The sequence below is a fragment of the Pseudomonas sp. PS02303 genome, from assembly GCF_029959925.1.
Taxonomy (GTDB): domain Bacteria; phylum Pseudomonadota; class Gammaproteobacteria; order Pseudomonadales; family Pseudomonadaceae; genus Aquipseudomonas; species Aquipseudomonas mandelii.
Genome location: NZ_JASCOM010000102.1, coordinates 1 through 21,170, shown reverse-complemented (window position 1 = coordinate 21,170; position 21,170 = coordinate 1). Strand labels below are relative to the sequence as shown.

The window sequence follows — 21,170 nt, the reverse complement described above, 5'->3', positions numbered from 1 at the left end:
AGCCTCGCTCCTACAAGGATCATGCGATACCTGTAGGAGCGAGGCTTGCCCGCGAACGCGATTTCATGACCGCCGAAACTCTCGGCCCGTGCACGCGGTCCATAGACACTCTTTAACCTTTAAACATTGGGCCACCCGGTGCGCCTGATGCTAATCTCCCTCGCACTTTCAGCGCAGTCGTGACCGCAACCCTTCAAGGGTTCAGGGAAGACGACAACATTTTCAACAACGGACATTGATCGGGTAATTCATGAATAAATCAGCAGGCGTGCTTCTTGGAATCGTCGTTGCCATCGGTGCAATCAGCGCCGGTGGTGCCTGGTACACCGGCACCAAAATCGAAGGCGTGCTGAATACCTCGATCGCTGACGCCAACAAAGAGCTGAAAGCCGCGCTGGTGGGTTCCAACGGCACGGCATCGCTGGAACTGGTCTCGCTGGAGCGCCACGTGTTCAGCAGCACCGCGCACTATCGCCTCAAGGGCGAAGGTGAAATGTTTGGCGAAGCGCCGGTCGAGTTGCTGTTCGTCGACCACATCGAACACGGACCGCTGCCGTTCTCGCGTCTGATGTCGCTGAAATGGCTGCCGGTCATGGCCACCAGTCACTACGAGCTGGAAAGAACGCCAACCACCGAGAAATGGTTCGCCGCTGCCAAGGACCAGTCGCCGCTCAAGGGCCTGGTCAATATCGGGTACGACAATTCCACCAACGGCACGCTCGAATTGCTGCCGCTGGACGTGGCGCTGGACGCCACCTCCCATCTGAAGTTTTCCGGTCTGAACCTCGACGTCGCCGCCAGCGCCCAAGCCCAAAAGGTCAAGGCTGACGGCTACATGGACAGCCTGACGCTGACCACGGTGGCTGAAGACCAGACACCCGTGAAGGTCGAGCTGAACGGCCTGACCGTGGCCAGCAACCTGACCAAAAGCACCTACGGTTATTACGTCGGCGACAACACCCTGGAGGTGACCGACAGCAAAACCACCTTCGGCGCCAAACAGTCGGTACTGGGCTTCAAGAAATTTGAAATGAAAAACCACACCGAAGAGTCGGGCACCAGCGCTTCGGGGCGCGCCGATTACAAGGTGGGCGAGGTGTCGTTGAATGGCAAAACGTTCGGTTCTGCGCAGATGGCCATGAGCCTGAAAAACCTCGACATCCCGGCGACCATGTCGCTGATGCAGATCTACCAGACCAAATTGCAGCCCTACGAGAAGGCCGCCGCCGAAGCCGTTGCCGCCGGTGAACCGGCGCCAGAACTGGTGTTGACCCCGGAAGAAGAAGCACAGGTCAAAATCGGTCTGGAAAAACTGCTCGCGGCTGGCCCGCAGGTAGCCCTGGAGAATCTGTCGTTCAAATCCACCAACGGTGAAAGCCGCGCCAACCTGGTGCTCGACCTGACCAAACCGCAGTCCATGGACCTGCCGCCAGACCAGTTGACCCAACAACTGATTGCGCTGCTGGATTTCAATCTGAAAGTGTCCAAGCCAATGCTCGTTGACCTGTTCACTGTGCAATCGCAGATTGACGGTCAGACCGACGCCAAGCTCATCGCCGATCAGGCAACGGCGACTGCTGACATGTTCAGCAGCATGGCGGTCGGTACGCAACTGGCCAAGCTGGAGGGCAACGATGTCGTCACCAAATTGCATTACGCCAACAATCAGGTGGAATTCAATGGCCAGAAAATGACCGTTGAACAATTTGTCGGCTTCGTGATGAGCAAACTCGGCGGCGTTGCACCGATTCAGTAATACCGCTCGCTTCATGGCAACGCCCGGTCTCTGCGAACGCAGGCACCGGGCGTTTTGCTGTCCGCTGTTTAAACCTAATCCACATCCCGAATCAACAACCACGCCTCATCCACCGGCAGCGGTTGCTTCATCCGTTCAGCGAGCATCGCCATCGCCCGCTCTTTGTCGCAGGCAACAGCCGCCACCACCACGCCGTTCTTGCTGAACAGGCCGATAAAGGGTGGATGGTCAGGGTTGCCTTTGAACTCGACTTCGTCCCAGCTTTCGGCGTGGCCGAGGTAGTCGTAATTTTTGCCGAAGTGCCAGGTCCAGAAATACGGCACGTCGAGGTAGTGCTCGTCGCCGCCCAGCATGTTCGCCGCCGCGATCCGCGCCTGTTGCTGGGCCAGGCGCCAGTGTTCGATGCGCTGGGGCTGGCCGTTGAGCGGGAAGGTCGCGATATCACCCGCCGCCCAGAGCCCGTCGGCCACGCGCATGCCGCCGTCGGCCTGCAGTGAACGGTCTTTTTCCTTGGGCAGGTCGGCAAACGGATCCGTCGCCGGGCTGACGCCTATGCCGACGAGCACCAGATCGGCAGGCAAACGTTGACCGTTTTCCAGTTTCACCGCTTCGACCTTGCCCGCGCCTTCGATTTGCGCGGCTTCGCTGTCGGTATGAAACACCACGCCGTTGGCCACGTGCCGGGCACGAATCGCTTTGCCGACCGCTTCGCCAAACTGCTTGACGAACGGCACTGCGTGGCGCGCCAGCACGGTGACCTCCAGACCGTATTGGCGCAGGGCCGACGCGGACTCCAGGGCAATGAAGCTATCGCCGATGATCACCACCCGTTGGCCGGGTTTTGCAGCGTTCAGAATCCGCGTCGCCTGATCCTTGGAGCGCAGCAGGAAGACTTGCGGCAAGTCGGCGCCTGGCAACGTGAGGGGGTTGGGTGTGCCGCCGGTCGCGAGCAGCGCGGCGTCATAGGTCAGTGACTGACCGTCGGCCAGTCGCAGTGTTTTGTTGGCCGTATCCAGGCTCGCCACTTCACCGTTTATTCGCTCGATGCGCTGCTCGCGGTAAAAGTGTTCATCCCGTAGCGGCGGGACTTCTTCGGGCGGCATTTCCCCGGCAATCACGAATTTGCTCAGCACTGTGCGGTCGTAACCGGCGTCGGCTTCACGGTCGATCAGCACGACACGGCCGCCAAAGCCTTTTTCGCGCAATGCCGCTGCTCCCGCCGTGCCGGCGGCCCCGGCTCCGATGATCACAAACGTACGCTCATCATCGGCTGGCGGGGTGTGGGGATCCGAGAGCGGCTGATCGTCGACCCAGACCTCGTCATCACGCATCTCCAGGGGATAGCGCTTGAGGCTGTCCAGAGACGGCGGATCACACAGCCCGCCATCCTCGATCCGATACGCGGCTTTGTGCCACGGACAGATCAGACGCCCATGGCACAGCGCACCCTCGGCCAGCGGCGCCCCGGCGTGGGGGCATTCACCTTGATAGGCGCGCAATTGATCGCCGACCCTTAGCAAAACTATCTTGGTGTCCGCGATCCGTACTTCCAGGCCTCGGTTTTCGGGCACATCGGCAAAACGGGCGACGCGGTGCAGGGCCATGATCATTCTCCAGGCGGGCGTTTCACTTAAGAGTTTGGCCTTAGTCCCGAGGTTCAGCCAATTCCCACTGCCACCGCACCAACGGTACGGCTATAGTTCGCAGGCCGACGAAGGCCCCATCCGCACAAGGTGCTCCGGAATGACCCGATTGACCTCTCTGAACCCTTGGCTGGCGGCCGTTGCAGTCGCCCTTTGCGTGCAATTTCCGGCGCAGGCCCAGGAGCGTTTCACCGTCAGCATTCCCGGTGTTTCGGATAACCGCCTGTTCACCTCGGCGGCGGCCAGCGACGCCAGCGGCTGCGGCGGCAAGAATCAGTCCCCGGCCCTGAGCTGGAACGCCGGCCCCCAGGGCACCTTGAGCTACGCCATCGTCATGCACGACCCGGACGGCCAGAAAGGCCTTGGGGTCGATCACTGGATTCACTACGGCATCAAGGCCACGACCCGTCAGATCCCGGCCGGTGTGGGCGCCAAATCCGCGCTAGAAGGTATGGGCGGCAGCAACAGCAAAGGCACCACCGGCTACATCGGTCCTTGCCCACCCGTCGGCGACAGCTCCCACCACTACATTATCCAGCTCTACGCCCTGGATCTCGCTCCGGACGCCTTGCCCGCCGGCCTGACGCGTGCGCAGCTGCTGGAGAAAATCAAAGGCCATGTGCTGAAAAACAGCAGTGTGGTGCGGCGTTATCACCGCTGAGATTAATTTTTCAGCCGGGTTAACCCGAACCTGGACGGGGGCTCGTCTCAGAGGATGAATGGATCAATTTCCTCCTGAGGTCAGCCCCCATGTCCCTCCCTCTGCATTTCCTCCGCCCGGCCGCCCGGGGTTTCACCGTCGGGTTGCTGTTGGCCGTTGCCGGTTGCGGCGCTTCCTCTAAACCTGAGTCCGCCGCAGTGTCGCCACCGGCTCAAGGTGCACTGAAGACTGAGGCGCTGGTGCGCAGCGAGTCCGTTGCCGCGGATGCCTCGATGGCCAAACGCAGCGCCCGTCCAGCCCCCATGGCGAGCTTTGCGCCTGAGGTGGCTGCGCCGGGTTATCGGGATGAGCAGCGCGAGCAATATCAGGCATTGGCGGATAACCCGATTCACAGTGTGGCCGAGGCGCCGGTCTCGACCTTCAGCGCCGACGTCGATACTGGCGCTTACGCCAATGTCCGCCGCTTGCTGAATCAGGGGCGCCTGCCGCCCGAAGGCGCTGTGCGGCTGGAAGAACTGGTCAATTACTTCCCCTACGACTACGCGCTGCCCACGGACGGCTCGCCTTTTGGGGTGACCACTGAATTGGCGCCATCGCCATGGAATCCGCATACCCGTTTGCTGCGCATCGGTATCAAAGCCTCGGACCGCGCAGTCGCGGAACTGGCCCCGGCCAACCTGGTGTTTTTGGTGGACGTCTCCGGCTCGATGGACCGTCGCGAAGGTTTGCCACTGGTCAAAAGCACCCTGAAATTGCTGGTCGATCAACTGCGCGAGCAGGACCGGGTGTCTTTGGTGGTCTACGCCGGCGATTCGCGTGTAGTTCTAGAGCCGACTTCTGGACGGGAAAAAGCGAAGATTCGTACAGCGATTGATCAATTGACCGCCGGTGGCTCGACGGCGGGTGCCTCGGGCATCGAACTGGCCTATCAGATGGCGCAACAAGCCTTCATTCCCAAAGGCATCAACCGCATCCTGCTGGCCACGGACGGTGACTTCAACGTCGGCATCAGCGACTTCGACAGCCTCAAGCAAATGGCTGTGGATAAACGCAAGACTGGCGTTTCCCTGACCACCTTGGGTTTTGGTGTGGATAACTACAATGAACACCTGATGGAACAACTGGCCGACGCCGGTGATGGCAACTACGCCTACATCGACAACCTGCGCGAGGCGCGCAAAGTGCTGGTGGATCAACTCGGTTCAACCCTCGCGGTGGTGGCGAAAAACGTGAAGCTGCAAGTGGAGTTCAACCCGGCGCAGGTCAGCGAATATCGGCTGCTGGGGTATGAGAACCGGGCGCTGAAGCGTGAGGATTTCAGCAATGACAAAGTCGATGCCGGTGAAATTGGTGCAGGACACACGGTGACGGCGTTGTACGAAATCGTGCCCAAGGGCGAGAAGGGCTGGCTGGAGCCGCTGCGGTATGGCAAGGCTGAGCCGGTGGCTTCCGGTACCACTGGGGAGTTGGCGATGCTGCGTGTGCGATATCAGCTGCCGGAAGGTGGGAAAAGTCGCTTGATCGAACGGCCGATTGCGGGTGATTCGGTCGGCAACGCCAGTGATGACCTGCGCTTCGCGTCGGCTGTGGCAGCGTTTTCCCAGCAGCTCAAGGACGGGCGTTACACCGGTGATTTCAACCTGAAAGACACCGAAGCCTTGGCGCGCGGTGCACGGGGCGACGACCCATTCGGTCTGCGCGCAGAGTTCGTGCAATTGGTTGAGTTGGCGCAGAGCCTGCGAACCACTACCACCGCCTCCAGCACTGAGTCGCATAAAGGAGCTTATAACTGACATGTCCGCGCCTGAACCGAGCGACGAATCGCTACTGGCCCGGTACCGCGCAGGCGACGGGCCAGCGTTCGAGATCTTGTACGCCCGTCATCGCCAGGGCCTCTACCGATTCCTCTTCGGTTTGAGCGGCAGGCCGGAACTGGCCGAAGAGGTTTACCAGGACACCTGGCTGAGCCTGATCCGCAGAACCAGTCAGCCACAAGGCCGGGCGAATTTTCGTACATGGCTCTATCAGATTGCCCGCAACCGATTGATCGATCACTGGCGCAAACATGGCATTCACAACCCTTTGCACGACAGCTACGACGAACAAACCCACGCCGTGATTGATGAGGCGACCGATCCAGAGCAACTGCTGAGCCTGAGCCGCGACAGCCAACGCCTCGAAATCGCGTTGCACGACCTGCCCGCCGACCAGCGCGAAGTGTTCCTGCTCCGCGCCCACGGCGAACTCGACCTGCCGCAGATCGCCGCCCTCACCGAAACACCCCTGGAAACCGTCAAGAGTCGCTTGCGCTATGCCCAGCAAAAACTGCGTCGGCTGCTGGCCGAGGAGGTACTGACATGACTGACGCCCGTAAAACACCGGAAGACCAAGTGCTTCAGCATTACCGTGAACACGTGGCTGGCGAACCACCGGCTCATCTGGATGCATTCATCCTGGCTGCTGCACACCGTGAAACACCTGCGCACAAACCGAACCTGTGGCAACGCTGGGTCCAGGCTTGCCAAAAACCTCGTTGGCAGGTCGCATTCGCCAGCCTCGTTGGCGTCGCCTTCATGTTGGCGCTGGTGCAGCGTACGCCTGAGCAAGTGCCAACGTTAGATTCCAGCCCTGCACCCAAAACTTCGTCTTTTGCGGCCAAGAAAGAAGCTGCAGAAGCGCCGGCATCGGTTGCCCGCTCAATGGCGGCCCCGGCCGGCGCGATGTCCGCGCCTGCGCCCGCACCCGTAGCGCCAATGGCCGAGTTGGCTGCGCCGGCGCAGAGCGAATCGATCAGTGCTGACATGGCGGAAGAATCAAAAATGAGCAAACGCCCAGCGGAGGCTCCGGCGAAGTTTATCGACGACCAGTTACGTGAAGTGATTCGCTTGCAAAATGCCGGTCAGACCAAGGCGGCTGATGAGCTGATGGCGACCTTGCACAAACGCTTTCCCAAGGAAAATCTCGAGGCTCGGCTCGAGGAATTGCAGAAAAACTGAGCAGCAGGGCGGTCGTCCATTTGGCAACGAGCCCCGAAAGCGCGCACTATCGGCCTATAGCCGATGCGTTGGAGGATGCCGTGGCAAAAAAAATCGACCGCATCGCCCAAATGCTCAACTGCCCGGAAAAGGGTGAGGTATTGCGGCGCGCTGTGACGGAGAGTCGTAAGGAGTTTCTGCTGGCGAAGCAGGCAGAGGAAGCGCTGGAGGAAGACGTCCTTGATGATGGAGAGGTTGAGGACGAAGAGGATGATGAGTACGACGAGTTTGATTGGACGACGGAATGAAAGACCACATTATGCTCGTTTGTGAATCTGACACCTTGGTTGCTCAGCGCTCGTCCTACACGGAATCACAGCAGATGGCAGTTCGGTTACAAGCTAAGGCTATTGAAGCTAGCTGTAATGATCCGCGTCCAAATATCGCCGCCGAAACAGTGTTTGCGGAGCTTTATGTGCTCATTGATGACATTGAGGCTAAGCAAAGCAGGACGGGACACCGCCCACAAAAAAGCCCCAGTCCTTAAGGCCTGAGGCTTTCTCGTTTCTACTAGTATGGTGCACCAGGCGGGATTCGAACCCACGACCCCTGCCTTCGGAGGGCAGTACTCTATCCAGCTGAGCTACTGGTGCAAGCGGGCGCCATGATACTCATATGCACTGCGGGCGTCCATGCTGCTGAATCGACCGCTGTTTTCGCAAGCGTAACAACCGTTTGCTACGTTGATCAGAAAAAGTAGGCAAATGCGGCGTTTTCGTTCTTTTTTTCGAACAGACTATTGTCCTTTACCCCCTTTGATCCTAGGATTCGTTTGAGATTTCAAACGCTCTTGTCTGGGTGCTGAACCGCACGAGTTTCGAACAGTGCGCTATTTATGTGCTTCAGCCCGGTGAATGATTTCCCTGACGGCAGCCTACAAGGCGCCTTTCTACAATCATAATTCGCTCCGCGCTGGTCGCGGTGCTGTTAAGGAAAGCCGACATGCAGCTTAAAGATACCCAGTTGTTCCGCCAGCAAGCCTTTATCGATGGCGCTTGGGTTGATGCGGACAATGGTCTGACGATCAAGGTCAACAACCCGGCAACGGGCGAAATTCTGGGCACTGTGCCGAAAATGGGCGCTGCCGAAACCCGCCGTGCGATCGAAGCCGCTGACAAGGCGCTGCCGGCCTGGCGTGCACTGACCGCCAAGGACCGCGCGAACAAGCTGCGTCGCTGGTTCGAACTGATCATCGAAAACCAGGACGACCTGGCTCGACTGATGACCCTGGAACAGGGCAAGCCATTGGCTGAAGCCAAGGGCGAAATCGTTTACGCCGCTTCCTTTATCGAGTGGTTCGCCGAAGAAGCCAAGCGCATCTACGGTGACGTGATTCCGGGCCACCAGCCAGACAAGCGCCTGATCGTGATCAAGCAGCCGATTGGCGTGACCGCAGCCATCACCCCGTGGAACTTCCCGGCCGCGATGATCACCCGTAAAGCCGGCCCGGCCCTGGCCGCCGGTTGCACCATGGTGCTCAAGCCTGCTTCGCAAACCCCTTTCTCCGCATTCGCGTTGGCTGAACTGGCCCAGCGTGCCGGCATCCCTGCCGGTGTGTTTAGCGTGGTCACCGGCAGTGCCGGCGACATCGGCAGCGAGCTGACCAGCAACCCGATCGTGCGTAAATTGTCCTTCACTGGCTCGACCGAAATCGGTCGTCAGTTGATGGCTGAATGCGCCAAGGACATCAAGAAAGTGTCCCTGGAACTGGGCGGCAACGCGCCGTTCATCGTGTTCGACGACGCGGACCTGGATAAGGCCGTCGAAGGCGCAATCATTTCCAAGTACCGCAACAACGGCCAGACCTGCGTCTGCGCCAACCGTCTGTACATTCAGGATTCGGTCTACGACGCGTTTGCCGAGAAGCTGAAAGTGGCCGTGGCCAAACTCAAGATCGGCAACGGTCTGGAAGAAGGCACCACCACTGGCCCGCTGATCGACGAAAAAGCCGTGGCCAAGGTTCAAGAGCACATTGCTGACGCAATCAGCAAAGGCGCAACCGTTCTGGCGGGTGGCAAGGTCATGGAAGGCAACTTCTTCGAGCCGACTATCCTGACCAACGTGCCGAAAAACGCTGCCGTGGCCAAGGAAGAAACCTTCGGTCCATTGGCGCCACTGTTCCGCTTTAAAGACGAAGCCGAAGTGATCGCGATGTCCAACGACACCGAGTTCGGCCTGGCCTCGTATTTCTATGCTCGCGACCTGGGTCGTGTGTTCCGTGTGGCCGAAGCCCTGGAATACGGCATGGTCGGCGTCAACACCGGGTTGATCTCCAACGAAGTCGCGCCGTTCGGCGGCATCAAGGCGTCGGGCCTGGGCCGTGAAGGCTCCAAGTACGGCATCGAAGATTACCTGGAAATCAAATACCTCTGCCTGGGCATCTAAGCTCGGCAGACGGGAATGCAACAAGCGGAAAGGGCACGAGAGCGCTGTCCCTTTCTGCGCTTCAAACGGAATTTTCTCTGTGGCCGGGAAAGCTGTGGCAGTCGATCATCGCATGCTGCCGTAGTTGCCTCCCCGCCGCATTTTCCTTGAACCACGCCGCCCGATGAGCGGTGAATGAGGACTTTATGAGCAAGACTAACGCATCCCTGATGAAACGCCGCGAAGCCGCTGTACCGCGCGGTGTTGGCCAGATTCACCCGATCTTCGCCGACCACGCGAAGAACGCCACCGTGACCGACGTTGAAGGTCGCGAGTTCATCGACTTCGCCGGCGGTATCGCCGTGCTGAACACCGGTCACGTGCACCCGAAAATCATCGCCGCGGTGACCGAGCAGCTGAACAAGCTGACCCACACCTGCTTCCAGGTGCTGGCCTACGAACCGTACGTAGAGCTGTGCGAAAAAATCAACGCCAAGGTGCCAGGTGATTTCGCCAAGAAAACCCTGCTGGTCACCACCGGTTCCGAAGCCGTTGAAAACGCCGTGAAGATCGCCCGTGCCGCCACTGGCCGTGCCGGCGTGATCGCGTTCACCGGCGCTTACCACGGTCGCACCATGATGACCCTGGGCCTGACCGGTAAAGTCGTGCCTTACTCGGCCGGCATGGGCCTGATGCCAGGCGGCATCTTCCGCGCGCTGTACCCGAACGAACTGCACGGTGTGAGCGTCGACGACTCGATCGCCAGCATCGAACGCATCTTCAAGAATGACGCCGAGCCGCGTGACATCGCTGCCATCATCATTGAGCCGGTTCAGGGCGAAGGCGGTTTCTACGTCGCGCCTAAAGAGTTCATGAAGCGTCTGCGTGCCTTGTGCGACCAGCACGGCATCCTGCTGATCGCTGACGAAGTGCAAACCGGCGCTGGCCGTACCGGCACGTTCTTCGCCATGGAACAGATGGGCGTTTGCGCCGACCTGACCACTTTCGCCAAATCCATCGCTGGCGGCTTCCCGTTGGCCGGTGTGTGCGGCAAGGCCGAATACATGGACGCCATTGCTCCAGGCGGCCTGGGCGGTACTTACGCCGGTAGCCCGATTGCTTGCGCTGCGGCCCTGGCCGTGATGGAAGTGTTCGAAGAAGAGCACCTGCTGGATCGCTGCAAGGCAGTCGGCGAGCGTCTGGTCACTGGCCTAAAAGCCATCCAGGCCAAATACCCGGTGATCGGCGAAGTCCGTGCCTTGGGCGCGATGATCGCGGTCGAGCTGTTTGTCGACGGTGACAGCCACAAGCCGAACGCTGCCGCGGTGGCATCGGTGGTGGCCAAGGCTCGCGACAAAGGGCTGATCCTGCTGTCCTGCGGCACTTACGGCAACGTTCTGCGCGTCCTGGTTCCGCTGACCGCGCCGGATGAGCAATTGGACAAAGGTCTGGCAATTATCGAAGAGTGCTTCTCGGAACTCTGATCTAAAATGTTCATATGAATGTGTGAGCTGATCGACAAAAAACCCGCTTCGGCGGGTTTTTTTGTCCCCGAGACAAATTGCACCGTCCATGATCAGCATTGACTAAGGTACAAGCATCGCAAAGGGAGCGTGCAGATGACCGCTGTGGTTTTACCGGCTGTACCGCGTGTGTTGGTTGCCGAGGCTGACCCTTGGTCTCGTGACCTGATCAAACAAGTGCTGTTGAGCGTGCGCTGCGACGCACGGCTGGATCTGTGTGCCGATGGTCAGGAAGCGTTGCGGCTGTTGGCGGAAAATCCGTATGACCTGGTGATCGTCGACGGGGAGCTGCCCGGCGTCGACGGTCTGAATGTCTTGCGCAACGTTCGCCAGCGCAAACGCAATCCGCCACTGCCTTTCATCCTGATGAGCAGCCGCAACGACAGCGCCAGTGTGCGCGAAGCCTTGCCCCTGGCGCCCACGGCGTACCTGACCAAACCCCTGAACATGGAAAGCCTGACCCAGCGTCTGCAGGATCTGCTGCTGAACGCCGGTGAAGAGGTTTTCTGTGAAATGCCGACACTGGCGGCCGGTATGACCTTGCCGGTGTATCTGCAGCGCCGTCGCGAACTGGCGGAGGGTGCGCCATTGATGGCCGATGTGCAGATGGCGGTCAACGCCAGCCTGAACACCCGCGGTCTTGACCTGGTGCGGCTGGAAGAGGAAATCCGCACCGACCCGCACATCACCGCCGTGCTCATCGCGGCGGCTAACAGCGCGGCGCTGCACGTTGGCGATGCGGTCCAGACCTTGTCTCAGGCGCTGCACCGCTTGGGCTCCGCGCAAAGCATGAACCTGATCCTCGGGTTGGCACTCAAGCACAGTGCCCGGCTCAGCGATCCGTTCCTGGCGGACTATGCCGAGCGCTTCTGGGACTTGTCCCTGCACACTGCCGAATACGCCCGCACGCTGGCGCGGTTGCTGGATCTGGATCAAGAGCGCTGTTATTGCGCAGGCATTCTGCATTGCCTCGGCGACCTTGCGTTGCTGAGGTGTTTGCAGGAATGGAAGCAGGCCGGTGGCGAGCTGGATGAACGGGAGGAGGTCGGCAATGCCTTGGCGGAGTTCGGCGCAGCCTACGGTTCGGCGCTGCGAACTCGCTGGCGGCTGCCGCTGGAATTGCGGGAGTTGATTGCTGCGACCTATCAGCTCGGTGGCGGCGTTTATTCTCGCGAAGCGTTGGTGATGAACATGGCCGCGCAACTGGCGCGCCTGACCGAGCATGAGGGCATTGAGGCCTTGGCGAAGAGCCGGACTGCGCGGTTGCTCAAGATCGGCTTGCCGGAGTTGATGCGGCTGCGCAAAAAGTAAACTTCACACAAAAACCTGTGGGAGCGAGCCTGCTCGCTTCCATATGAGTTGTGATGGGTTTTGGATGGGTGTCACCCGGAAATGATGCGGTTTTTTCCCTGGCGCTTGGCTTCATACATGGCGGCATCCGCGCGGGCGAACACGCTGTCGAGGGAGTCGTCCTCCGGCGTCAGGCTGGTCAAGCCCTGGCTGACGGTGATGCCGAACGTCTGGTCATCATGGCTGAAGCTCAGTTGCTGAATCTGCCATTGCAGGCGCTCGGCGACTTGCATGGCCATGTCGGGTGCACAGCCGGGAAACACCGCTGCGAATTCCTCGCCTCCGATCCGCCCGAATACATCTCCCCGGCGTAATGCGGCTCGACCGCTCTCGGCGATTCGTTGCAGTACGTTGTCGCCCGCTTGATGACCGTAAGTGTCGTTGACCCCTTTGAAGTCATCGATGTCCAGCAACAGGAACGCCATCGGTGCGCCTTGCTTGCGCGCCTGAGCAAACTCGCGCTGGGCGCATTCGAAGAAGTGTCGGCGATTGCTGCTTTGCGTCAGCACATCGGTGGTCGCCAGGCGCTGCAACTCGGCTTCCATCCGTTTCTTTTCGGTGATGTCTTCGGCAATGCCGACGATGATCACCGGTTGGCCCGGCTCGGCCTGGCGGTTGATGAAGCATTTGTCGCTGAGCCAGCGCACCTGGCCGTCGGCGGCGATGATGCGGTATTCGCGGTCTTCAACGGCGCCTTTGACCAGCACTTCGGCGAGGCTGCGCTCGGCGTAGTCGAGGTCATCGGGGTAAATGCTGTCGCGCCATTCGTTGTAGTCGGACAGCAAGCTGCCAGCCGATCGGCCAAAAATCCGTTCATACGCCGGACTGACGTAGAGCACCTGACGGGTTTCCCAGTTGAAGGCCCAAAGCACCGCGTTGACGCTCACCAGCAGGGAGCTGAACAGCTGTTCGCGTTCGCTCAGGCGCGCGACTTCGCTCTGGGCGTGCATTAGCGCCATCAGGGTTTGAGCAGTGTCGGGCGATTGAGCGAAGGATGCGTCTTGCAGGTTTTTTGGGACCATTGGGACAACTCTCAAAGGGCGTGCGCCGCTTGAGGTTCGAAAGCAGCAACAACGAAGCCCGCCGGGGTATGGCGAAGTGTCTTTGAGATAGGGGAATTGGAGATTGGTTCCCGCACTAGGTGGCGAGGAGGCTTGCTCCCGCCGGGCGGTATCTGAGGCGCGTTTTTTCAGTTAAAACGCGTCGTCAGATTTTGCGGCGACGTCGTCGCCGCACGGGGGCAAGCCCCCTCGCCACAGGGAAGAGCTTCGGCAGGGTCAGGCAGCGGCAGGGCGCAGGGAGTAGGTTTTCAGCTGGTCGGCGAAGTCGCGCAGGGATTGAATCCCGCTGGCCTCCGCTTCGTGTACCCAATCCTTGATGGCAGCCAGCATGTCGTGACCATTTGAGCTGGTCTTGACCCAGATCTGTTGCAAGGCCAGGCGTTTCTCGTAAATTACCTTCAGCGCCTGGCTGTGCTCGAGCATGGTCTGGATGCGCAGGTGGTGCTTATCGTCCAGCAGACTGGTTTCCCGCGAAAGCAGACGCTTGGCCCGGTGGAACTGGTGACGGACCGAGTGATCGACCTTTTCCAGCTCTTGCTTGACCAGCGGCGCGATGACCAATTTGCGGTATTGGGCCATGATCTGGAAGCGGTTGTTGAGGATCGCCATGGCGGTGTCCATGTCCAGGCTGCCTTTGCCTTCGACGCGGTGGGCGATCGGTGCAACCCGCTGGACCTTGGCCAGGCGGAAGAAACTGAAGACCTGGATCCAGGCCCAACCGAGGTCGAACTCCCACTTCTTCACCGACAATTTTGCCGAGTTAGGGTAGGTGTGATGGTTATTGTGCAGTTCTTCGCCGCCGATCAGGATGCCCCAAGGCACCAGGTTGGTCGCCGCGTCGCGGCATTCGAAGTTGCGGTAGCCGATGGCATGGCCCAGGCCATTGACCACGCCGGCGGCCCACACCGGGATCCACATCATCTGGATCGCCCAGATGGTGATGCCGATGGTGCCAAACAGCAGTAGGTCGATGACGCCCATGATCGCCACACCCAGCAGCGGGAAACGGCTGTAGAGGTTGCGCTCGATCCAGTCTTCAGGGCAGTTCTTGCCGTAGATGCGCAGGGTCTCCGGGTTCTCCGCTTCGGCGCGGTACAGCTCGGCACCTTTGCGCAGAACGGTGGACAGGCCCTTGATGACCGGGCTGTGCGGGTCATCGACGGTTTCGCATTTGGCGTGATGCTTGCGGTGGATAGCGGTCCACTCGCGGGTGTTCTGCGCCGTGGTCAGCCACAGCCAGAAGCGGAAGAAATGTTTCAGGCCAGCATTGAGCTCAAGCGAGCGATGGGCTGAATAACGGTGCAGATAGACCGTGACGCCGATGATCGTCACGTGGGTCATCAGCAGGGTGACTGCCACCAGTGACCAGGGCGACAAGCCGAGAAAACCTTCGTACCACATAGGCTATAGGGCCCTCGATAAAGAAAAAAACAGCCGTTGCATTATCACTAAGCCCACAGATAAAACCAGTCACCCTTTCAGATAAGAGTGGCTGGATGTTTCTTTAACCTATAATCCCATCCTTTTCGCAGGGACAAGGACGGCTAATGTCTGCCACCTATCGCGACGCGTTGCGAGCAGCACTGCTCTATCTATTGATTTCCATCGTCTGGCTGCAGCTCAGCGGCTATTTATTGAACAGTTTCTTCGATGGCTCCGACGAGCTGGTACGTTGGCAACTGATCAACGGTTATGCCTGGATCCTGCTGAGCACCGGCCTGATCTTCGTTGCCAGAGCGCGATTGCTCCGTTGCCTGGGGATCGGCAATACATTGAGTGAGCGTCATGAAGAGCGCGAGCGTTTGCGCCAGGCGGCTGCGGTGTTCGATTGCACGCGTGAAGGTGTGCTGGTCACCGATAGCAACGGGCTGATCGTCCACGTTAACCGGGCGTTCATGGAAATCACCGGCTACTCGCAGGCGGAAGTGCTGGGTCAGCGACCGAGCCTGTTCAAGTCGGGCCATCACCCCGCGGATTTTTACCAGACGATGTTCGTGACACTCAAGAGCTTCGGCGAGTGGAGCGGGGAGATCTGGAACCGCCGCAAAAGCGGTGAGATCTACCCGCAATGGCAGACGATCCGCGTCATTCGCGACGATCAGGGCCAGCTCAGCCATTACGTCGCGGTGTTTTCCGACATTAGCGCAATCAAGAATTCCGAACATGAGCTCAAGCATCTGGCTCATCACGATCCGCTGACGGATCTGCCTAACCGTTTGCTGTTCACCGACCGTACCGAGCAGGCGCTGACGTCGGCGCAACTGCACAAGCGTGGCTGTGCATTACTGATGATCGACCTGGATCATTTCAAAATGATCAACGACAGCCTTGGGCACACCATCGGTGACGAACTGCTCAAGGCCGTGGCCGAGCGATTGCAGGCCATGCTCGGGCCGGAGCTCACGCTGGCGCGGCTCGGTGGCGATGAGTTCGCGGTGCTCGCCGAAAGCTGTCCGCAGTTGATGCAGGCGGCGGCGCTCGCGCAACGGATCATTGATGCTCTCAAAGAGCCGTTCCAGATCGGCGGGCATCAACTGTTCATCAATACCAGCATCGGTATCAGTCTGTTCCCCGGCGATGCCTTGAGCGCCGAACAATTATTGCGTAACGCTGACTCGGCGCTGTTCAAGGCCAAAAGCGCCGGTCGCGATGGCTACGCCTTGTACACCGAAGAGCTGACCGCCCATGCCCAGAATCGGGTCGAGACGGCTGTTGAATTGCGCCGAGCGCTGGAGCACCAGGAGCTGCGCGTTTATTACCAGCCGGTTCACGACCTCAGGACCCGTCGCCTGGTGGGCGCCGAGGCGCTGGTGCGCTGGGAGCATCCGCAACGGGGGCTGGTGCCGCCGGCAGAATTCATTCCCATCGCCGAACGCACCGGATTGATCGCGGAGATCGATGCGTGGGTGATGCGCCAGGCTTGTCAGCAAATGTGCTCGTGGCAGCAGGCCGGTGTGGCGTTGTCGTTTATCGCGGTAAACGTCTCGTCTCGACTGTTCGCTCGCCGTGAGCTCTTTCAGCAAGTGGCGAAAGTGCTTCACGAAACCGGGCTCGATCCAGCGTTTCTGGAACTGGAAGTCACCGAGAGCGCGGTCATGGAAGACCCGGAAGTGGCCTTGGAGCAGATGCATCGACTGCGCGAGTTGGGTGTGCGGCTGGCCATCGATGATTTCGGCACCGGCTATTCGTCGCTGCTGCGGCTCAAGCGTTTGCCGGTGCAGAAGCTCAAGATCGATCAGGGCTTCGTCGCAGGATTGCCGTGGGATGAGGACGACGTGGCGATCGTGCGGGTGATTATCGCGCTGGCGCAAAGCATGGGGATGCAGGTGCACGCCGAAGGGATCGAGCAGGTCGAGCAGGCGCGTTTCCTGCTCGAACACGATTGCGATCTGGGCCAGGGCTACTGGTTTGGGCGACCGGTTCCGGCCGAGCAGCTCGATTGGGCGCATGCGCCGGAAATTCGCTAAGCGCAGGTCCCCCCTTAATCCGTGACGCAAAGCGTCACCGGATACTTCCCCCCTTCGCGCATAGCGCCGAAGCGATCTGCTTTCTGGTTATATAAACATTCTTAAATAGTCTTTTTAAGAATATCTACGCGTCTCTAGTATTGCTCTCACGCCGCAAGCAGTGCCGCCACTGCCAGGCAATCTCTCAGTTGAAGGAGCAGCACCATGAGCGCATCCCTACGTAGCGTTGAGGGTCAAGACGAAGCCACCATCTTGCGTGAGATCCAGAGCGCACTGCGCGACCTGCGTTTTGGCGCAGTCGAGATCACCGTGCACAACGCCCAGGTGGTCCAGATCGAACGCAAAGAAAAATTCCGTCTGCAAAGCCCGAGCAACAAACCGAGCTGAAAAAAACCGGCAGCCCGCGCTTCCAGCACTCCATAAAAAAAGCCAACACATCCAAGAATTCCAGGAGCTTTCACCATGTCGTCGATTCGTCATTTCGCTTTGGCCGCCGTGGCCAGTGCACTTTTTGCTGGTTCTGCGGTTGCCAAGGATTACGAGTTGCTCAACGTGTCGTATGACCCGACTCGCGAGCTGTATCAGGATTACAACGCCGAGTTCGTCAACTTCTGGAAGAAGGACCACGCTGGCGATAACGTGAAAATCCAGCAGTCCCACGGTGGTTCCGGCAAACAAGGCCGTGCCGTGATCGATGGTCTGCGCGCCGACGTGGTGACCCTGGCCTTGGCCGGGGACATCGACGAAATCGCAAAACTCGGCAAGACCCTGCCGGTCGACTGGCAGAAGCGTCTTCCCGAGGCGAGCACGCCTTACACCTCGACCATCGTGTTTCTGGTACGCAAGGGCAACCCTAAAGGCATCAAGGACTGGGGCGACCTGGTCAAAAACGACGTGTCGGTCATCACTCCTAATCCGAAAACCTCCGGCGGTGCGCGCTGGAACTTCCTCGCGGCCTGGGCCTACGGCCTGAAAGCCAACGGTGGTGACGAAGCCAAGGCCAAGGAATACGTGCAGACCCTGTTCAAGCATGTGCCGGTCCTGGACACGGGCGCTCGCGGTTCGACCATTACCTTCGTCAACAACGGTCAGGGTGATGTGTTGCTGGCCTGGGAAAACGAAGCGTTCCTGGCTTTGAAAGAAGACGGCGGCGCGGACAAGTTCGAAATCGTTGTGCCTTCGCTGTCGATCCTCGCCGAACCGCCGGTGGCTGTGGTCGACAAGAACGCCGAGAAAAAAGGCAACGCCGAGATCGCCGAGGCGTACCTCAAGCACCTGTACAGCCCCGCCGGCCAGGAAATTGCGGCGAAAAACTTCTATCGTCCACGTGACAAGGATGTGGCCGCCAAGTACAGCAAGCAGTTCCCGACCCTGGACCTGGTGACCATCGACAAGGATTTCGGCGGCTGGAAAAGCGCTCAGCCGAAATTCTTCAATGATGGCGGTGTGTTCGACCAGATCTACCAGGCGCAGTAGTTTTAAATAGCCATCAACGAGCCCCGGATTTAAGTTCGGGGCTTTGCGCGTTCTCAACCAAGGACTTTTATGTCGCGTCGTATCTCCCCCGTCATACCCGGCTTCGGGCTGACGCTGGGCTACACCTTGGTGTACCTCAGCCTGATTGTGCTCATTCCACTGGCGGCGATGTTTGTGCATGCCGCTCAACTCACCTGGGATCAGTTCTGGGCGATTATCTCGGCGCCACGGGTGCTGGCGGCGTTGAAGCTGAGCTTCGGCACCGCGCTCTATGCCGCGATCATCAACGGCATCATCGGCACGCTGCTGGCCTGGGTGCTGGTGCGCTATACCTTCCCTGGACGCAAAGTCATCGATGCGATGATCGACTTACCCTTCGCTTTGCCCACCGCCGTGGCCGGTATCGCGCTGACTGCGCTATACGCGCCCAATGGTTGGGTGGGTCAGTTTGCAGCGGACCTGGGTTTCAAGATCGCGTATACCCCCCTCGGCATCACCCTCGCCCTCACTTTTGTGACACTTCCATTCGTAGTACGTACCGTACAGCCAGTATTGGCTGATATCCCGCGTGAAGTGGAAGAAGCGGCAGCGTGCCTGGGTGCAAAACCGCTACAGGTTTTCCGCCATATTCTGGTGCCCGCGCTGCTGCCAGCCTGGCTGACCGGTTTCGCGTTGGCCTTTGCCCGCGGGGTCGGCGAGTACGGTTCGGTGATTTTCATCGCCGGCAATATGCCGATGAAAACCGAGATCCTGCCGCTGCTGATCATGGTCAAACTCGACCAGTACGATTACACCGGCGCCACGTCCATTGGTGTACTGATGCTGGTGGTTTCCTTCGTCCTGTTGCTGCTGATCAACTTGCTGCAGCGGCGCATCGAAACCCCATAAGGAGGCGCAGAAATGTCCCAATCGTCTATTGCTGCTGCTTCCTCGAACGCTGCCCGCCGTGGCAGTGCTTCGTCGCGGCGAATCCTGATCGGCCTTGGCTGGCTGGTGTTCGTACTGTTCCTGTTGCTGCCGCTGGTGATCGTGGTGTCTCAGGGCCTGAAGCTCGGAATCGGTGCGTTCTTCACCGCGATCTTCGAACCCGACGCGTTGTCGGCCCTGAAACTCACGGTGATCGCCGTGCTGATATCAGTGCCGCTGAACCTGGTGTTCGGTGTCAGCGCTGCATGGTGCGTGAGCAAATACTCGTTCCGTGGCAAAAGTATGCTGGTCACGCTGATCGACCTGCCGTTCTCGGTATCACCGGTTATCGCCGGTCTGGTCTACGTGCTGATGTTTGGCGCCCAGGGCCTGTTCGGGCCGTGGTTGCAGGATCACGACATCCAGATCGTCTTCGCCTTGCCGGGCATCGTGCTGGCGACGATTTTCGTCACCGTGCCGTTCGTGGCGCGTGAACTGATCCCGCTGATGCAGGAACAAGGCACCCAGGAAGAAGAGGCTGCGCGCTTGCTCGGGGCCAATGGCTGGCAGATGTTCTGGCACGTCACCGTTCCCAACATTAAATGGGGCCTGATCTACGGCGTGGTGTTGTGTACCGCGCGGGCCATGGGTGAATTCGGTGCGGTGTCGGTGGTTTCCGGGCACATTCGCGGGGTGACCAACACCCTGCCGCTGCACGTCGAGATCCTCTACAACGAATACAACCACGTGGCCGCGTTCGCTGTGGCGAGCCTGTTGCTGATCCTGGCGCTCTGCATCCTGCTGCTCAAGCAGTGGAGCGAAAACCGTATTAACCGCCTGCGCGCCAGCGCCGCGGAGGAATAAGTCATGTCGATCGAAGTGCGTAACGTCAGCAAGAATTTCAATGCGTTCAAGGCGCTGGACAACATCAGCCTGGACATCCAAAGCGGCGAACTCGTGGCCCTGCTCGGCCCTTCGGGTTGCGGCAAGACCACGCTGCTGCGGATCATCGCCGGCCTGGAAACCCCGGATCAGGGCAACATCGTGTTCCACGGTGAAGACGTCTCCGGCCACGACGTGCGTGATCGCAATGTCGGTTTCGTGTTCCAGCACTACGCGCTGTTCCGTCACATGACGGTGTTCGACAACGTCGCGTTCGGCCTGCGCATGAAACCGAAAAACCAGCGCCCAAGCGAAAGCCAAATCGCGGTGAAGGTTCATGAACTGCTGAACATGGTGCAACTGGATTGGCTGTCGGATCGCTACCCGGAGCAACTCTCCGGCGGGCAGCGTCAGCGTATCGCGTTGGCCCGTGCCTTGGCGGTGGAGCCGAAAGTCCTGCTGCTCGATGAACCGTTCGGGGCGCTCGACGCCAAGGTCCGCAAGGAGCTGCGTCGCTGGCTCGCACGGCTGCACGAAGACATCAACCTGACCTCGGTGTTCGTGACCCACGACCAGGAAGAGGCCATGGAAGTCGCCGACCGTATCGTGGTGATGAACAAAGGCGTGATCGAACAGATCGGCTCACCGGGCGACGTCTACGAAAACCCGGCCAGCGATTTCGTTTATCACTTCCTCGGTGATTCGAACCGCCTGCATCTGGGCGAAGACAACCATGTGCTGTTCCGCCCGCATGAAGTGTCGCTGTCGCGGCATGAGCTGGAAGACCATCACGCGGCGCAAGTGCGGGATATCCGTCCGCTGGGCGCGACCACTCGGGTGACGTTGAAGGTCGAAGGCCAGAGCGAGTTGATCGAAGCTGAAGTGGTGAAGGATCACGACAGCCTGATCGACCTGGCGAAGGGCGATACGCTGTTCTTCAAGCCCAAGGTCTGGCAGAAACTCGCCAACATCTAAGGCAAAAGCTTCGCGGGCAAGCCTCGCTTCTACAGGGGATCTATGGCGTACATAGATCCCCTGTAGAAGCG

19 protein-coding genes and 1 tRNA gene are annotated in these 21,170 nt (G+C 59.6%); 16 read left to right on the top strand and 4 right to left on the bottom strand.

What is annotated here, in order from left to right:
• Positions 1-250: 250 nt before the first annotated feature.
• The gene (locus QMX98_RS20430; protein ID WP_282411318.1) at positions 251-1,756 is read left to right on the top strand and encodes a YdgA family protein; all 1,506 of its coding nucleotides are present in this window, start codon (positions 251-253) and stop codon (positions 1,754-1,756) included.
• Positions 1,757-1,830: 74 nt separating this feature from the next.
• On the opposite strand, the gene QMX98_RS20425 is transcribed toward QMX98_RS20430, so the two are convergent.
• On the bottom strand, positions 1,831-3,360 hold the full coding sequence (locus QMX98_RS20425; RefSeq protein WP_200667413.1) for an apoptosis inducing factor family protein: 1,530 nt from the start codon (positions 3,358-3,360) through the stop codon (positions 1,831-1,833).
• Between the two features lie 139 nt (positions 3,361-3,499).
• Between QMX98_RS20425 and QMX98_RS20420 the strand changes: the two genes are divergently transcribed.
• From QMX98_RS20420 to QMX98_RS20395, 6 genes are all read left to right on the top strand, one after another.
• On the top strand, positions 3,500-4,060 hold the full coding sequence (locus QMX98_RS20420) for a YbhB/YbcL family Raf kinase inhibitor-like protein (protein ID WP_010464881.1): 561 nt from the start codon (positions 3,500-3,502) through the stop codon (positions 4,058-4,060).
• Between the two features lie 89 nt (positions 4,061-4,149).
• Complete coding sequence (locus QMX98_RS20415) at positions 4,150-5,853, top strand: VWA domain-containing protein (protein ID WP_282411317.1); 1,704 nt, start codon at positions 4,150-4,152, stop codon at positions 5,851-5,853.
• A 1-nt stretch (position 5,854) separates the two neighbouring features.
• On the top strand, positions 5,855-6,421 hold the full coding sequence (locus tag QMX98_RS20410) for an RNA polymerase sigma factor (RefSeq protein ID WP_282411316.1): 567 nt from the start codon (positions 5,855-5,857) through the stop codon (positions 6,419-6,421).
• The gene (locus QMX98_RS20405) at positions 6,418-7,056 is read left to right on the top strand and encodes a hypothetical protein (RefSeq protein WP_282411315.1); all 639 of its coding nucleotides are present in this window, start codon (positions 6,418-6,420) and stop codon (positions 7,054-7,056) included. The genes QMX98_RS20410 and QMX98_RS20405 overlap by 4 nt, the downstream gene beginning before the upstream one ends.
• Before the next feature lie 20 nt (positions 7,057-7,076).
• On the top strand, positions 7,077-7,343 hold the full coding sequence (locus QMX98_RS20400) for a hypothetical protein (RefSeq protein WP_256665867.1): 267 nt from the start codon (positions 7,077-7,079) through the stop codon (positions 7,341-7,343).
• Positions 7,340-7,582: a hypothetical protein gene (locus QMX98_RS20395; RefSeq protein WP_077747473.1), complete on the top strand. Its 243-nt coding sequence runs from the start codon at positions 7,340-7,342 to the stop codon at positions 7,580-7,582. Before QMX98_RS20400 ends, QMX98_RS20395 begins: the two co-directional genes overlap by 4 nt.
• A 29-nt stretch (positions 7,583-7,611) precedes the next feature.
• Here QMX98_RS20395 and QMX98_RS20390 read toward each other — a convergent pair.
• Positions 7,612-7,688, bottom strand: a tRNA-Arg gene (locus QMX98_RS20390).
• A 349-nt stretch (positions 7,689-8,037) separates the two neighbouring features.
• Between QMX98_RS20390 and gabD the strand changes: the two genes are divergently transcribed.
• From gabD to QMX98_RS20375, 3 genes are all read left to right on the top strand, one after another.
• Positions 8,038-9,480 (top strand): NADP-dependent succinate-semialdehyde dehydrogenase, encoded by a 1,443-nt coding sequence (gabD, locus tag QMX98_RS20385; protein WP_010464868.1) that lies wholly within the window; start codon positions 8,038-8,040, stop codon positions 9,478-9,480.
• Positions 9,481-9,665: 185 nt separating this feature from the next.
• Positions 9,666-10,943, top strand: a complete 1,278-nt coding sequence (gene gabT / locus QMX98_RS20380; protein WP_010464866.1) for a 4-aminobutyrate--2-oxoglutarate transaminase — start codon at positions 9,666-9,668, stop codon at positions 10,941-10,943.
• Positions 10,944-11,078: 135 nt separating this feature from the next.
• A complete protein-coding gene (locus QMX98_RS20375; protein ID WP_282411314.1) occupies positions 11,079-12,293 on the top strand; it encodes a response regulator in 1,215 nt (404 codons plus the stop codon).
• Positions 12,294-12,364: 71 nt separating this feature from the next.
• On the opposite strand, the gene QMX98_RS20370 is transcribed toward QMX98_RS20375, so the two are convergent.
• Positions 12,365-13,354: a sensor domain-containing diguanylate cyclase gene (locus tag QMX98_RS20370; protein WP_010464862.1), complete on the bottom strand. Its 990-nt coding sequence runs from the start codon at positions 13,352-13,354 to the stop codon at positions 12,365-12,367.
• 255 nt (positions 13,355-13,609) lie between these two features.
• Entirely contained in the window at positions 13,610-14,794 is a 1,185-nt protein-coding gene (desA, locus tag QMX98_RS20365) for a delta-9 fatty acid desaturase DesA (RefSeq protein WP_145309089.1), read from the bottom strand.
• Between the two features lie 146 nt (positions 14,795-14,940).
• Between desA and dibA the strand changes: the two genes are divergently transcribed.
• The 6 genes from dibA to QMX98_RS20335 all read left to right on the top strand — a co-directional run bounded on the left by dibA (position 14,941) and on the right by QMX98_RS20335 (position 21,099).
• A complete protein-coding gene (dibA, locus tag QMX98_RS20360; RefSeq protein WP_282411313.1) occupies positions 14,941-16,860 on the top strand; it encodes a phosphodiesterase DibA in 1,920 nt (639 codons plus the stop codon).
• Positions 16,861-17,064: 204 nt separating this feature from the next.
• Positions 17,065-17,247, top strand: coding sequence for a sulfur starvation response protein OscA (gene oscA / locus QMX98_RS20355; RefSeq protein ID WP_010464855.1), 183 nt, complete (start codon positions 17,065-17,067; stop codon positions 17,245-17,247).
• A gap of 75 nt (positions 17,248-17,322) precedes the next feature.
• The gene (locus QMX98_RS20350; RefSeq protein WP_282411312.1) at positions 17,323-18,336 is read left to right on the top strand and encodes a sulfate ABC transporter substrate-binding protein; all 1,014 of its coding nucleotides are present in this window, start codon (positions 17,323-17,325) and stop codon (positions 18,334-18,336) included.
• A 69-nt stretch (positions 18,337-18,405) separates the two neighbouring features.
• Positions 18,406-19,224 (top strand): sulfate ABC transporter permease subunit CysT, encoded by an 819-nt coding sequence (gene cysT / locus QMX98_RS20345; RefSeq protein ID WP_007899634.1) that lies wholly within the window; start codon positions 18,406-18,408, stop codon positions 19,222-19,224.
• Between the two features lie 12 nt (positions 19,225-19,236).
• Entirely contained in the window at positions 19,237-20,106 is an 870-nt protein-coding gene (gene cysW, locus QMX98_RS20340) for a sulfate ABC transporter permease subunit CysW (protein WP_010464848.1), read from the top strand.
• A 3-nt stretch (positions 20,107-20,109) separates the two neighbouring features.
• Positions 20,110-21,099, top strand: a complete 990-nt coding sequence (locus QMX98_RS20335; RefSeq protein ID WP_010464846.1) for a sulfate ABC transporter ATP-binding protein — start codon at positions 20,110-20,112, stop codon at positions 21,097-21,099.
• The last annotated feature ends 71 nt before the right edge of the window (positions 21,100-21,170 follow it).